The organism is Biomaibacter sp. TOL (genome assembly GCF_059717795.1).
Map to the genome: position 1 here is coordinate 3,503,422 of NZ_AP046092.1, position 14,450 is coordinate 3,517,871.

At 40.5% G+C, this 14,450-nt stretch carries 14 protein-coding genes, 7 tRNA genes and 2 other annotated features; all 21 genes read left to right on the top strand.

Annotated elements, in window-relative coordinates; genetic code table 11:
* Positions 1–62: 62 nt before the first annotated feature.
* Positions 63–1,049, top strand: a complete 987-nt coding sequence (locus tag AC6I1H_RS17225) for a sugar-binding transcriptional regulator (protein WP_497738743.1) — start codon at positions 63–65, stop codon at positions 1,047–1,049.
* Positions 1,050–1,197: 148 nt separating this feature from the next.
* Positions 1,198–1,273 (top strand) — tRNA-Val (locus AC6I1H_RS17230).
* A 14-nt stretch (positions 1,274–1,287) separates the two neighbouring features.
* Positions 1,288–1,365: transfer RNA gene (locus AC6I1H_RS17235), tRNA-Asp, on the top strand.
* Positions 1,366–1,372: 7 nt separating this feature from the next.
* Positions 1,373–1,448: transfer RNA gene (locus tag AC6I1H_RS17240), tRNA-Phe, on the top strand.
* 8 nt (positions 1,449–1,456) lie between these two features.
* Positions 1,457–1,531: transfer RNA gene (locus tag AC6I1H_RS17245), tRNA-Gly, on the top strand.
* A 13-nt stretch (positions 1,532–1,544) separates the two neighbouring features.
* A tRNA-Cys gene (locus AC6I1H_RS17250) sits at positions 1,545–1,618 on the top strand.
* An 11-nt stretch (positions 1,619–1,629) separates the two neighbouring features.
* Positions 1,630–1,718 (top strand) — tRNA-Leu (locus tag AC6I1H_RS17255).
* A 7-nt stretch (positions 1,719–1,725) separates the two neighbouring features.
* Positions 1,726–1,800, top strand: a tRNA-Val gene (locus AC6I1H_RS17260).
* Positions 1,801–1,921: 121 nt separating this feature from the next.
* Positions 1,922–2,827 carry a putative sporulation protein YtxC gene (ytxC, locus tag AC6I1H_RS17265; protein WP_497738744.1) on the top strand — a complete coding sequence of 302 codons (906 nt, stop codon included), beginning with the start codon at positions 1,922–1,924 and terminating at the stop codon, positions 2,825–2,827.
* A gap of 108 nt (positions 2,828–2,935) precedes the next feature.
* Positions 2,936–3,550: a DUF445 domain-containing protein gene (locus tag AC6I1H_RS17270; RefSeq protein ID WP_497738745.1), complete on the top strand. Its 615-nt coding sequence runs from the start codon at positions 2,936–2,938 to the stop codon at positions 3,548–3,550.
* 51 nt (positions 3,551–3,601) lie between these two features.
* Positions 3,602–3,775 (top strand) — a binding site (T-box leader).
* Between the two features lie 50 nt (positions 3,776–3,825).
* Entirely contained in the window at positions 3,826–5,733 is a 1,908-nt protein-coding gene (thrS, locus tag AC6I1H_RS17275) for a threonine--tRNA ligase (protein ID WP_497738746.1), read from the top strand.
* Between the two features lie 208 nt (positions 5,734–5,941).
* A complete protein-coding gene (gene infC, locus AC6I1H_RS17280; protein ID WP_497740852.1) occupies positions 5,942–6,490 on the top strand; it encodes a translation initiation factor IF-3 in 549 nt (182 codons plus the stop codon).
* A gap of 5 nt (positions 6,491–6,495) precedes the next feature.
* Positions 6,496–6,693 (top strand): 50S ribosomal protein L35, encoded by a 198-nt coding sequence (rpmI, locus tag AC6I1H_RS17285; RefSeq protein ID WP_497738747.1) that lies wholly within the window; start codon positions 6,496–6,498, stop codon positions 6,691–6,693.
* A gap of 18 nt (positions 6,694–6,711) precedes the next feature.
* Positions 6,712–7,068: a 50S ribosomal protein L20 gene (gene rplT / locus AC6I1H_RS17290; protein ID WP_497738748.1), complete on the top strand. Its 357-nt coding sequence runs from the start codon at positions 6,712–6,714 to the stop codon at positions 7,066–7,068.
* Between the two features lie 21 nt (positions 7,069–7,089).
* On the top strand, positions 7,090–8,460 hold the full coding sequence (locus AC6I1H_RS17295) for a TrkH family potassium uptake protein (RefSeq protein WP_497738749.1): 1,371 nt from the start codon (positions 7,090–7,092) through the stop codon (positions 8,458–8,460).
* A gap of 17 nt (positions 8,461–8,477) precedes the next feature.
* Positions 8,478–9,128 carry a potassium channel family protein gene (locus tag AC6I1H_RS17300; RefSeq protein ID WP_497738750.1) on the top strand — a complete coding sequence of 217 codons (651 nt, stop codon included), beginning with the start codon at positions 8,478–8,480 and terminating at the stop codon, positions 9,126–9,128.
* A gap of 9 nt (positions 9,129–9,137) precedes the next feature.
* Complete coding sequence (locus AC6I1H_RS17305) at positions 9,138–9,797, top strand: potassium channel family protein (RefSeq protein ID WP_497738751.1); 660 nt, start codon at positions 9,138–9,140, stop codon at positions 9,795–9,797.
* Positions 9,794–10,612: a 23S rRNA (guanosine(2251)-2'-O)-methyltransferase RlmB gene (rlmB, locus tag AC6I1H_RS17310; protein ID WP_497738752.1), complete on the top strand. Its 819-nt coding sequence runs from the start codon at positions 9,794–9,796 to the stop codon at positions 10,610–10,612. The genes AC6I1H_RS17305 and rlmB overlap by 4 nt, the downstream gene beginning before the upstream one ends.
* Positions 10,613–10,663: 51 nt before the next feature.
* Entirely contained in the window at positions 10,664–10,753 is a 90-nt protein-coding gene (locus AC6I1H_RS17315) for a YqzL family protein (RefSeq protein WP_497738753.1), read from the top strand.
* Positions 10,751–10,968: a binding site (T-box leader), on the top strand. It overlaps the preceding gene by 3 nt.
* Before the next feature lie 53 nt (positions 10,969–11,021).
* Positions 11,022–12,038, top strand: a complete 1,017-nt coding sequence (gene pheS / locus AC6I1H_RS17320; RefSeq protein WP_497738754.1) for a phenylalanine--tRNA ligase subunit alpha — start codon at positions 11,022–11,024, stop codon at positions 12,036–12,038.
* Positions 12,039–12,050: 12 nt separating this feature from the next.
* Positions 12,051–14,447 (top strand): phenylalanine--tRNA ligase subunit beta, encoded by a 2,397-nt coding sequence (pheT, locus tag AC6I1H_RS17325; RefSeq protein ID WP_497738755.1) that lies wholly within the window; start codon positions 12,051–12,053, stop codon positions 14,445–14,447.
* Positions 14,448–14,450 lie beyond the last annotated feature (3 nt).

Consider the following 14,450-nt stretch of genomic DNA (forward strand, 5'->3'; position numbering starts at 1 on the left):
AAGTAGGATAATATTTGGATTTAGCCCGCAGATATCTCTGCGGGCTAATTAGGAGGATTGACGTGGCGGACTACGATATTGAACTGATGATTAAAGTAGCTGAACTGTATTATCTTGATGATGTCCCGCAGAGGGAAATTGCCCAAAAGCTCAATTTGTCGAGGCCAAAGGTTTCCAGATTGCTCAAAGCAGCCAAAGAACACAATTTAATTGACATAAAAATAAATTATCCTGAACCCGCAAGATCAGAGCTTGAAAAAATATTCGAAAACATATTTGGTTTGAAAGAAGCCATTATAGTCCGCAATGTAAACGGGAATTACTCAAGGTCCTTTGCACAAGTGACTGCTGCCGCAGCAAAGTACTTAAGAAGGATTGTAAAAGACGGGGATTCAATCGGAGTGGCCTGGGGCAGGACATTGAAAGCTGTAGTCGATTCCATAGGCATAAGCGAAAGAAAGAATATAAAGGTAGTCCAGATTATTGGCAGCCTAGGGCAAAGTTCGGAAAGCGCCAATGAAATAGTAAGGAAAATGGCCGAAAGTTTCGGAGGGCGGTCTTTCATACTTCCAGCGCCGGCTATAGTAGACAGCCAGGAAATAAAGGCCGCAATTATAAAGGATAATACCATTCAGGAAATATTGAACATGGCCAGGGCGGTAAATATAGCCGTGGTTGGAATAGGCAATATAGATGAAACCTCAAGCTTTTTCAAAACCGGTTATTTGAAAGAGAAAGACCTGGAATCTTTAAAAAGGGAGAATGCAGTTGGGGATATATGTGCTCATTTTTTTGATATAGACGGCAAATTGCGCACTGAGCTCGACGGACGGGTCATATCCATCAGTACGGAAGATATAAAGAGAATCCCAAGAGTCATAGGAGTGGCGACAGGCGAAGAAAAAGTCAAGTCCATCCTTGGAGCGTTGAAGAGCAATATGCTGGACGTACTTATAACCGATGAAAAAACCGCAAAATGTATAATGGATGTTTCAAGACTTGACAAATCGTCGGGATATTTATATAATTTAAACAACGATAATACATGAAATCTTAAAAAATAACCTTCAAACATTGCAGCTAGATATCCGGAGTAATTGAGAGCTATCAAGCGCATAATAAAAATAAATATGTATAATAATAATTAATGATTTTTGACACCCGCTAGATTCTAAGGTATACTTATTAATGTCTTCAGGGCGGATAGCTCAGTTGGGAGAGCACGTGCCTTACAAGCACGGGGTCACAGGTTCGATCCCTGTTTCGCCCACCAGAATAAAAATTTGCGGCCCAGTAGTTCAGTTGGTTTAGAACGCCAGCCTGTCACGTTGGAGGTCGAGGGTTCGAATCCCTTCTGGGTCGCCATATTTGAGCCTTGGTAGCTCAGTCGGTAGAGCAGAGGACTGAAAATCCTCGTGTCGGTGGTTCGATTCCGCCCCAAGGCACCATAGGTTATGCGGAAGTGGCTCAGTGGTAGAGCATCGCCTTGCCAAGGCGAGGGTCGCGGGTTCAAATCCCGTCTTCCGCTCCATTTTGTATCTTACGGCGGCATAGCCAAGTGGTAAGGCAGAGGTCTGCAAAACCTTTACCCCCAGTTCGAATCTGGGTGCCGCCTCCATATAAATGCTAGCCGGGGTGGCGGAACAGGCAGACGCACAGGACTTAAAATCCTGCGGGTAGAAATACCCATACCGGTTCGATTCCGGTTCCCGGCACCAGAGATGTGGGCGCTTAGCTCAGTGGGAGAGCACTTCCTTGACGCGGAAGGGGTCGTAAGTTCAATCCTTACAGCGCCCACCATTTTTTTACTTGCAAAAAGCAAGTAATTTTTTTACCTAATTATTGGAAAAGCTCCCTTGAGTTTTTTGTATATGGTATAAGCCATAGACATATAATATTTACAAAGAAAGGGAGTGGTTCCGTGCAATTATTATCGATCGGCATTATTGAACCTGTCGACGGATTTGAAGATAGATTGAAGTTGGAATTTGATATTCTTAAAGATGAAGGTCTTGAGATAATTTTGAAAAAATCCGGCAATGATGGCATAATGTATTATTATTGCCATGTCGACGACTATGTATTGTTAAAAGGCAATTATCAAGATTTAAAAAGTATGTTTTTTTATTGTGTGGCCAATGCCATCTCGGATGTGATAATAAATTTCTGGGAGCCAAAGTTGATCAAGAAAATCATAAAAGACAACTATTTTTATTTTAATGCAAATGAACAAAATAGAATTTATGAATTTTCCCGGAATATATTGAACTTCAATGAAACTTGCGGAAAACAAAACTTACTATACCAGATAAAGCGTAAAACTTTTGTGTTACATAAAATAATAGACTATTTAAACACCAGCAGCATTATTATCCTGGATGGTTTTATTAATTTCCGATTGAAAGATTATATGGATGAACTTGAAGAAGCAGTTGATAAAGCTATAGACGAATATCTGATGGATAAGGAATACAGGGAATTTATAAAACTGTTAAGATATTTTGTAGACCTTCAGGAGCCCAAAAAAGATCTGGTCAATGTAATTCTGCGCGGTGGGGAATTTTATCTTTTTGATGAAAAAATGAATCTAATTGAAAAAGATGAGAGTATGAATATGATTGCTCGGGAAAATCCGGATGTAAATTTAGATGACATTCTGGTTAGTACTTTGATTAATATGGCGCCAAAAAAGATTATTATTCACGGTTTTAAAGGAAAAGAAAAAATAGAAGTAATAAATGCTTTATATAATATATTCGAAGAAAGAATCTCTTTTTGCACAAATTGCGAGATTTGTTCCGAGCCAAAACCGTTGGAGACAAAATAAGGAGCGACCAGGCTTCTTTTTTCTGGATATTTTTATAAATATGTGTTATATTGATTATGCTGTCTGTTTTATCGAATTATTTAGTGGAAATTAGCAATGGTGGTTTTAATGAATTATATTCAATTTGTTTTGATGCCGTTATTAGGGGCTTTTATAGGATGGAGCACCAATTTACTGGCTGTAAAACTAATTTTCAGACCGTTGAAACCCATTAAAATACCGTTGACAGGGATAGAAATACAGGGTCTGATACCAAAAAGAAGGTTCGATATTTCGAAAAATATTGGGGAAACTCTTGAGAAAGAAATATTGTCACCTGATGAGATAGTAAACAGATTCACTTCAGAAAAGATTAAAAAACAGCTCATTTTATATATAAAAAATCTTGCAATAGAAAAGTCCTGTGAAAAATTACCGGCATTTTTTCCTGCAGGGTTCAGAAACGCAATTTCTGATTATCTTGGAGAAGCCATAGACCGTCACGGTGGAACAATTTTTGACCGGCTTAAAGGAATCTTAATGGAAAAAGCCAAAAATGAATTTGATTTAAAAACCATGGTAGAAGAAAAATTAAACTCCATGAATCTGGAACAATTAGAAGACATTATCATACGATTGTCAAAAAAAGAATTGAAACAAATCGAAATTCTTGGAGGTATAATAGGCTTTATTGTGGGCTTGATTCAGGCGGTGGCGTCTTATTACTTGAGCTTTTTAAGATGATTTAACTTGACAAATACATACTCACAGAATTATAATAAAAAAAATTAAATAAACAAAACTATGAAGAGAAGAGTAAACTTATGATTTCCCCAAGAGAGGGGTCGAAAGCTGCGAAAACCCTGGGAATAGTAAGTTGAAAACCACCTCGGAGTTTTTGGCTTGCAGCCTTAAAGCATAATGAGTCTAAATCAGGGTGGAACCACGGGAAAGCCTCTCGTCCCTTTATTACACGAGAGGCTTTACTTTATGAAAAAATACAAAAGGAAGGGTCGTTTATGGAACAGGTAAAAGTAAATTTCAGAGGAGAACAAAAAACATATCCCAGAGGGATAACACCTCTTGAGATTGCGCAGGATCTAAACGTAAAACTGGCAAAAGAGGCCCTTGCGGCAAAACTGAACGGCGTCGTTGTTGATCTAGATTGCAAAATCGATAATGATTGCACCGTTGAATTTCTTACTTTTGAGGATGAAGAAGGAAAACGCACATTCTGGCACAGCACATCACATGTGATGGCACAGGCGGTGAAACGATTGTTTCCCGAAGCAAAGCTTACAATAGGGCCGGCCATAGAGGAAGGTTTTTATTATGATTTTGACAGAGATGAGAGCTTTACGCCCCAGGATCTGGAGAAAATTGAAAAAGAAATGGAAAAAATTATATCCGAAAATTATTCCTTCAAGCGTATGGATATAAGCCGTGAAGAAGCCGTTAAAAAATTGATGGAAATGGATGAACCTTATAAAATTGAACTCCTCCGGGACTTGCCTGAGGATGTCGATATAAGCTTTTACCAGCAGGGCGAATTTATTGATTTGTGTGCAGGACCGCATATTCCCGCCACCGGCAGAATAAAGGCATTCAAGTTGACGAGCCTTGCCGGAGCATACTGGAGGGGCGATGAACACAACAAGATGCTCCAGAGGATATATGGTATCTCTTTCCCTAAAAAGTCCATGCTGGACGAATATCTAACCAGAATAGAAGAGGCGAAAAAGCGGGACCACAGGAAGCTCGGCAGGGAACTGGGAATTTTCAGTATGCATGAGGAAGGCCCCGGTTTTCCCTTTTTCCATCCGAAGGGCATGGTATTATGGAATATTCTCACCGATTTTTGGAGAAGAGAGCATAGAAAAAGAGGATATCTCGAGATAAAGACCCCAATCATTTTAAGTGAAAAATTGTGGAGAATGTCCGGACACTGGGACCATTACAAAGAAAACATGTACTTTACAAAAATAGACGAAGAGGATTATGCGGTAAAACCCATGAATTGTCCCGGGGGCATTCTGCTTTACAAGACCGATGTCCACAGTTACAGGGAACTGCCCCTCAGACTTGGGGAACTGGGTTTGGTCCACAGGCATGAACTTTCAGGCGTACTGCATGGCTTAATGAGGGTAAGATGCTTTACGCAGGATGACGCTCATATCTTTATGATGCCATCGCAGATAGAAAGGGAAATAATCGGGGTTATAGACCTGGTGGATTATTTCTATAATATTTTCGGTTTCAAATACCATGTGGAACTTTCCACAAGGCCTGAAAACTCTATGGGCTCCGACGAACTATGGGAAAAGGCTACACAAGCCTTAAAGAATGCGCTGGATAAAAAAGGGCTACCATATAAAATAAATGAAGGCGATGGAGCATTTTATGGTCCTAAGATTGACTTCCATTTGAAGGACAGCATCGGACGTACCTGGCAGTGCGGCACCATTCAACTGGACTTTCAGATGCCGGAGAAATTTGACCTGACATATATAGGCCCCGATGGCGAAAGGCACCGTCCGGTCATGATTCACAGAGTCATATTCGGTAGCTTAGAACGCTTCATAGGAATATTGATAGAGCACTATGCCGGAGCGTTTCCAGTATGGCTTTCACCCGTGCAGGTAAAAATTCTTCCCATCAGTGAAAAGCACATGGATTACGCAAAAGAGGTGAAAAACAAACTTGAGGAAGCGGATATAAGGGTAGAGCTTGATGAAAGAAACGAAAAAATCGGGTATAAGATAAGGGAAGCACAAATGCAAAAATTACCGTACATGCTAATAGTAGGCGATAAAGAAACTGCAGACGGCAGTGTCTCGGTGCGGCAAAGAGAAGCCGGAGATATTGGTTCTAAAAATATTGAAGATTTTATTGCCGAGGTCAAGCAAAAAGAAAAAAACAAACAGTAGCAGAAGAGATGGTTTTAGTGGATTTCAATTGATTTCAATTAGATTTTAATTGACAGTATAAGCCTTATATGATATATTAACCATTGATAATTTTATATTTTGATTTATAAAGAAGAAGATTTACTTCTCACCTTATGGCGAAAGCTGATAAGGTTTATGTTCTGGACTAACAGGACGGGTGAATCTTCCTGTCCTTTTTTATTTAATTATGGTGGAGGTGAATAGTATTAGCAAAGAAAAAGAGATACAGGTAAATCATGAAATAAAAGCAAAGGAAGTAAGGGTGATTGATTCCAATGGACAACAGATTGGAATAATGTCGTTGAAAGAGGCCCTGCGTCACGCTCAGGAAGCACAATTGGATTTAGTTAAAATCGTACCCGACGCAAAACCGCCGGTATGCAAGATAATGGATTACGGTAAATTTAAATACGAGCAGAGCAAGAGGGAAAAAGAAGCTCGAAAGAACCAGAAGATAATTAATATCAAAGAAATCCGGATGAATCCGAATATAGAAGAGCATGACTTCCAGGTGAGGGTAAGGAATGCACAGAGGTTCCTTAAAGATGGAGACAAAGTAAAAGTTACGATTAAGTTTCGAGGCAGAGAAATAACTCATACAAAACTTGGTGAAGAAGTATTGAGGAAAATGGCGGATAGTGTAGAAGAATTTGGCTTTATAGAAAAACAACCCCTTATAGAGGGTAGAAATATGGTTATGGTTTTATCACCAAAACAAAACAAAGCTAAGGAGTGAATTACATGCCCAAGATTAAAACACACAGAGGCGCAGCAAAAAGATTTAGAGTGACTAAAAATGGGAAAATTAAAATGGCAAGGGCCTTTAAAAGTCATATTTTAACCAAAAAGACTTCCAAGAGGAAAAGGCATTTGAGGAAAGCTTCCATTCTAAGTAAAGCTGATTATAAACGAATCAAAAAGGTATTACCGTACATGTAAAACCAAAGGAGGATAATTATGGCAAGAGTTAAAAAAGGCGTAACGGCGCGTAAGAGACATAAAAAGATCATAAAGCTGGCAAAAGGATATCGAGGATCAAAAGGTAAACTGTTTAGACCGGCTAACCAGACGGTGCTCAAAGCATTGGCCTATTCTTATACTGGTAGAAAACTAAGGAAAAGGGATTTTAGAAAACTGTGGATATCCAGAATAAATGCTGCTGCAAGGCTTAACGGAATGTCTTACAGCAAATTTATAAACGGCCTGAAAAAAGCGGGAGTTCAGATAAACCGCAAAATGTTATCGGAAATGGCCATCCATGATAGCAGCGGTTTTACACAGCTTATAAATATAGCTAAAGCCAACAACCAGTAAAAAGCGGCTTCGGTCGCTTTTTTGGACTTTTTGGGGGCGGTCAAAATAAAACTGTTTCTCTTAGGACTTCGGGTAAGTTTTAAACCGACTCAGATTCTCGCTTTTGGCTTTGCGGCATTGATTCTAATGGGATCTGTCCTGCTTGCTTTGCCGGTGGCTTCCCGTAGCGGTCAAAGTGTGGGATTTATAAACGCCCTTTTTACGGCCACTTCGGCGGTATGTGTCACCGGGCTGGTAGTGGTGGATACTTATACCCAGTATTCGCTGTTCGGACAGTTGGTCATACTTTCATTAATACAGATGGGCGGGCTGGGAATAATGACCATGGCTACATTAATATTTTTAATTATGGGCAAAAAGATAACTTTAAGAGAACGCCTGGTCATGCAGGAAGCTCTGAATCAAGGGACCCTGTCCGGTGTAGTAAAACTTACTAGATATATAATAGCGACTACTATTATATTCGAAGGAACCGGGGCGCTGCTGCTTTCCCTGCGATTTACAAGAATTTACGGCTTTTCTAAAGGAGTGTATTTCGGGATTTTTCATGCAGTGTCCGCCTTTAACAATGCCGGTTTTGACTTGATTGGGAATTTTAGAAGTCTTACGCCTTTCGTGGAGGATCCGCTAGTCAATATTGTTATAATGGGTTTGATAATTTTTGGAGGCTTAGGCTTTTCTGTTCTGTACGATATTTTCACAACGAGGAGTTTTCATAAGCTCAGCCTTCATTCTAAAGTAGTTCTAACCTCGACGGCGGCATTGCTTTCTCTGGGTTTTGTCGCTTATTATATTCTTGAGTATTCAAACATGAAAACATTGGGTTCTCTATCTCCTTTAGGGAAAATCCTGGCTGCTGCTTTTCAGTCGGTTACGCCAAGAACTGCGGGTTTTAATACTATTAACTTGCCGGACATGACAATGCCGTCTAAATATATTACAATTCTTCTTATGTTTATCGGAGCGTCACCAGGCTCCACGGGCGGCGGTATAAAAACATCCACGTTTGCTTCAATTTTAATGATGATTTATACTGTTATTACGTCGAAAGAGGATGTAGAAATATATCAAAAAAGGATACCTCACGATAATATTTTTAAAGCGGTGTCTATTGCGGTTATTTCTCTGTTGCTTGTATTTGTCAACTCGTTCCTTTTAACCATAACCGAACATGCGGATTTGTTAAAGATTTTATTTGAAACGACTTCGGCCTTTGGAACTGTTGGATTGTCACTGGGTATAACCCCGGCGCTTTCAAATATAGGTAAGTTAATAATTATTTTTACCATGTTTGCTGGGAGAGTTGGTCCTCTGACTCTGGTATTAGCGCTTGGCAGCAGGAAGAAAAAGGCGATATTAAAGTATCCGGAAGAAAGAATTTTAGTCGGCTAAATACGGAGGCGGTTTGATTGAAACAATTTGTTGTCATTGGTTTGGGACGTTTCGGGTCCAGTATTGCCAGAACTTTGTATAATCTTGGTTACGATGTGCTGGGAATTGACAGCAATGAGGAGATTGTACAATCAATGTCGGATTCTATTACTCATGCCGTGGAAGCTGATGCAACTGACGAAAACACATTGAAAGCTCTTGGGGTCAGGAATTTTGATGTGGGAATAGTAAGTATCGGCCAGGATATCCAGGCCAGCATACTGGTTACGCTTATATTGAAAGAAATGGGTATAAAATTTGTAGTGGCAAAAGCTCAGAGCGAACTTCATGGGAAAGTTCTCTACAAAATAGGCGCCGACAGGGTCGTATTTCCAGAAAGGGATATGGGAGTGCGCGTTGCTCATAACCTTGTTTCTTCTAATATTCTTGATTATATTGAACTTTCTCCGGATTTTTCCATAGTTGAAATTGCCGCTATTCCCGAATGGTTCGACAGATCCCTCAAGGAACTGGATATGAGGGTAAAACACGGATTGAATGTAATGGCCATTAAACGAAATGAAGAAGTGATTGTATCCCCAAAAGCAGATGATATTATTCTGGAAGGGGATATACTTGTGGTAGTGGGCCAGAACAAAGATATTGAAAAACTGGAGAAGCACGTATGAGGTGGGTCGATGAAGCAGCTTAAACAATTTGCCATCATAGGAATGGGGAGATTTGGAACAGCCGTCGCATCAACTTTGTTAAGCCTCGGCCATGAAGTTCTGGCTATAGATAAGGATGAAAACCGTATAAAAGAAATATCCACCTCAGCAACCCATGCGGTAATTGCGGACGCCACAAACGAGAACGCGCTTAAATCCCTGGGGCTTCATAACTTCGATTGTGTTATTGTTAGCATGGGATTTGATATCCAGGCAAGTATTCTGGCCACTCTTATTCTGAAGGATATGGGAGTAAAAAAGATAATAGCAAAAGCGGTTAGCGATCTCCATGGGAAAGTACTCTCAAAGACCGGTGCAACCACCGTAATTTATCCCGAAAAAGATATGGCTGAAAAGATTGCCAAAAGTCTTGTATCATTAAATATTTTAAATATGATAGAGATTGCCAGGAATGCTTGTCTTGTTGAAATTAACGCACCCAAAATCATGGTGGGAAAAAGTATTAAGGAATTAAATCTATCCCAGAAATATAATCTAAATATAGTGGCATTGAAGCGCCAAAATGAGGTCAAAGTCATATTATCGCCGGAAGACGTCTTACAAGTGGATGATACTCTGCTGGTGATTGGCCCCAGAAGTTGCATCGAGGTGCTGGGTGAAATAGCATGATACTCTATGATATTCCTAAAAAACATATAAAATTTATCAGGGCTCTGAAGATATCCAGGAATGCCCGAGACAAAGATCGGTGTTTCCTGGTGGAAGGACTGAGGTCGGTGGAAGAAGCCATAAAATCCAATTTTATAATTGAATTTGTGGTGGCATCGACCAAATTTATAAATAAATATAATGACAGAAGCTCAAATCTTATTGCACGATTGCAGCAGTTAAAACTTTACATGATTTCAGAGGATCTGTTTAATTCCCTATCGGATACAATAACTCCTCAGGGGATCATGGCGGTAATAAGAATGAAGTCCTTTGAACTAAAGGAATATGTCAAGGAAAACTTTTTTATCGTCGCCCTTGACAGAATAAAAGATCCCGGGAATTTGGGCACCATTATCAGGACTGCGGACGCTGCCGGAATTAATGCCGTTATAGCTGGTAAGGGCTGTGTCGATGCCTACAATCCAAAAGTGATTCGTTCCACCATGGGTTCAATTTTTCATGTGCCGTTAATTCAAAGTGATGATATTATTGCAACTTTAATAGAGTTGAAAAATAAAGGCGGTAAAATTGTTTCTACTCATCTTGGGGCTGAAAAATATTACTATGAACTTGATATGACCGGTCCGACGGTGCTTGTGATGGGCAAAGAGGATGAGGGGGTATCTGATGAAATTAACAGGATATCCGATGAAATGATTAAAATTCCAATGAAGGGCCAGGCGGAGTCATTGAATGTTTCAATAGCTCACGGAATCATTTTGTTCGAGGCGGTTAAACAGCGAATGAAAACATGCCCTTTTGCTTGTAAATAACCAGAAGCTGTGCTATAATTATGATAAACCAATTGGAAAGGGCGTGGTTTTATGCTTAACGCCGACTTTTTTTGGAATATTTTTGAGGTTACAGGATCTATTACGGCTTACCTTATTTATAAAAAGCTGATTTTACAATAAAAAGCTGTGAGGGAGAGAGTAAGCGGGATAGCCTTTCAGGGAGAGAGAGTCGCGGACTGAAAGCTCTCTCAAGGCAAAACCGCTGAAGTTCACTCCGGAGCAGGGGGGCCGAATGTAGTAGGCTCCCACGGATTTTCTCCGTTAAAGAACAAGAGGGTTTAAGAATTTAAACTGAAGAAGGGTGGTACCGCGGAAGTTAAGCTTTCGTCCCTGATGGGATGAAGGCTTTTTTAGTTAAGAATTAGTTAAGAATAGGAGGGTTAATGAATTGAAAGAAGAATTGATTATGTTAAAACAAAGGGTGCTTCAAGATTTAGCTCAGTCGCAGAATCTGGATGAGTTAAATGAACTGAGAGTTAAATTTTTAGGGAAAAAAGGAGAACTTACACAAATTTTGAAAGGCTTAACAGGACTTTCTCCGGATGAAAGGCCCGCTATAGGAAAGCTGGCCAATGAGATAAAAGAAGAAATTGAATTGGAGTTTTCCCGAAAAAATTATGAGTTAAAACAACAATTAAAAGCAAAAAAAATGGAAGAAGAATGGATAGATGTCACGATACCGTCAAAAGTTGTAATTGGCCACAAACACCCGCTTACTCTGATTCTGGACGAGATTCGGGAAATATTTATAGGGCTGGGGTATGAGGTGGTGGAAGGCCCTGAAATAGAACTGGACTATTATAATTTTGAAGCATTGAATACTCCCAAAGATCATCCGGCAAGAGATATTCAGGATACTTTTTACATTACTGATGAAATACTCCTGAGGACCCAGACATCTCCGGTACAGATAAGAACAATGGAAAAACATAAGCCTCCGCTAAAAATAATAGCTCCCGGGAGGGTTTATAGATCGGATGCCGTAGATGCCACTCATTCACCGATGTTTCACCAGGTGGAAGGTCTGACGATTGGCGAAAATATTACTATGGGAGACCTTAAAGGAACACTGGAGGCTTTTGCTTGTGAGATGTTCGGAAAAGATAGAAAGGCCAGGTTCAGGCCGCATTATTTTCCGTTTACCGAACCTAGTGCGGAGATGGATATTTCATGTATAGCATGTCAGGGTGAAGGCTGCAGAATTTGCAAATTTACCGGATGGTTAGAAATACTTGGATGCGGCATGGTACATCCAAATGTTCTGGAAAATGTTGGTTATGATCCCGAAAAAGTAAACGGATTTGCTTTTGGCATGGGAATTGAAAGGATTGCGATGCTGAAATACGGAATAAATGACATGCGGCTTTTTTATGAAAATAATTTGCGATTTTTAGAGCAGTTTTAGGAGGGGATATAGATGCTGGTGCCGTTGAACTGGTTGAAAGAATATGTTAACATTAATGAAGAAATCAGGAGTTTCGCCGAGAGAATGACAATGTCGGGGTCAAATGTTGAAAGCATAGAGAAACTTGGTAAAGAGATTGAAAAAGTAGTCATAGGGCGCATTGAAAAAATTGAAAGACATCAGGACGCCGACAAGTTGCTGGTTGTGCAGGTCGATATTGGAGATAGGATTATCCAGGTTGTGACAGGAGCAACCAATATAAGGGAAAAGGCCCTGGTGCCCGTAGCGCTAGACGGAGCCGTAATCCATGGGGGCAAACGGATATCGGCCACCAAATTCAGGGGGGTGGATTCATATGGAATGCTTTGCTCAGCCGGAGAATTGGGTATTGATGATCATGGCCTTCCCGAGGATATGCAAAACGGAATTATGATTTTGCCGCAAGACGCTCCTGTCGGAAAGAATATAAAAGAGTATATAGAACTGGAAGACACCGTAATCGACTTTGAGATTACCCCTAATCGGCCCGACTGTTTGAGCATTGTGGGAATGGCACGTGAAACCGCAGCCACTTATAGAATAGATTTGAAAATGCCTGAGATTATTTTAAAAGAGGAAGCCGAAGAAAATGCCGAGGATATGGCAAAGATAACCATTAAAGCCCCGGATTTATGCAAGCGCTATGTGGCAAGGATTGTAAAAGATGTAAAAGTAGGACCTTCTCCACTATGGATGCAAAGAAGACTTCAAGCATGCGGAGTAAGATCTATCAACAATATAGTGGATATAACCAATTATGTGATGTTTGAGCTGGGCCAGCCGCTTCACGCCTTTGATTATGACAAGCTTGAAGGCCATTCCATAATCGTGAGAAGGAGCAGGGATTCCGAATGCATTGTTACCCTTGATGGAGTATCCAGACCACTATCCGACGATATGCTGGTGATTGCCGATGAAAAAAAACCCGTGGGTATAGCGGGGGTTATGGGCGGGGAAGAATCTGAGATAAATTCATCCACAAAATGCATTTTGCTGGAATCGGCGAATTTTGTTGGCCCCTGCATAAGAAGAACCTCAAGAAAGCTCGGGTTAAGATCTGAGGCTTCAATAAGATTTGAAAAGGGTCTGGATCCTAACATTTGCAAAATGGCTGCGGATCGGGCGTGCCAGCTTATCGAAAGACTGGGAGCAGGCAAGGTGGTAAAGGGTTATATAGACGTTTATCCTGAAAAAGCAAATCCGCGAAAAATTATTTTGCGGCCGGATAAAATAAATCGTGCCCTAGGGACAGAAATCCCTGAGAGTGAAATGCTGGATATTCTGAAACGCCTGGGCATAAAAGTAGAAAAGGATTCCGGTTGCATGTTTGCCATCATTCCCACTTTCAGGGCCGATATTGCAAGAGAGGCTGATCTGGTGGAAGAAGTAGGGAGGATATATGGTTATGACAGGCTTCCGTCTACTTTGCCCCAGGGAGATGTTACCCGGGGAAAGGTGGAAATTCCTCAAAAGTTGTCTTACACGATAAAACAGATTTTGACCGGTCTAGGTTATTCGGAAATATACACATATTCTTTTGTAAGTCCAAGGGTATTTGACAGGATAAATACTCCGGCCGACAGTCCCCTGAGGCGGGCGATTACCTTGATGAATCCTCTGGGTGAAGAACAGAGCATTATGAGGACCACATTGATTCCTAATATGCTGGATGTGGTGGTTTATAACCTTAATCAGAAAATAGAGGAAATCAGGTTGTATGAAACAGGAGTGGTATATATTCCAAAAGAACTGCCATTGAGAGAACTGCCCTGTGAAAACAGGAAACTGACCATAGGGCTCTGCGGAAAGCAGGCAGATTTCTATGAACTTAAGAAAACTATCGAAACATTGTTTGCTATATTGAAAATAAAACGATATGAGTTTGAGCAATATCGGCATTATGCTTTTCATCCGGGCCGCTGTGCGCAAGTTTTGATTGACGGAGAGGAAATTGGCGTTGCAGGAGAAATTCATCCGGATGTAATGGATAATTATGATATAAATTCAAGAGTATATATATGTGAGCTCGATATAGATCTCCTAATTAAAAAAGCTTCCACCGATATCAAATTCACCGATTTGCCTCGATATCCAGCATCGTCGAGGGACCTTGCAATAATAGTGGAAGAAAGGTTGCCGGCGTGGGATATCATTCAGACGATAAAAGAAACGGGCAACGACCTGGTGGAGAAAGTGGAACTTTTTGACATATATACGGGCGATCAGATTAAAAAAGGGTTCAAAAGCCTGGCTTTTTCAATAACGTACAGGGCGAAAGATAGGACGCTGACAGATGAGGAAATAAACCGGGTCCATGACAGGATAAGGGAGAAACTTGTGAAAGAATTTAACGGCACGTTGAGAGAATAAATC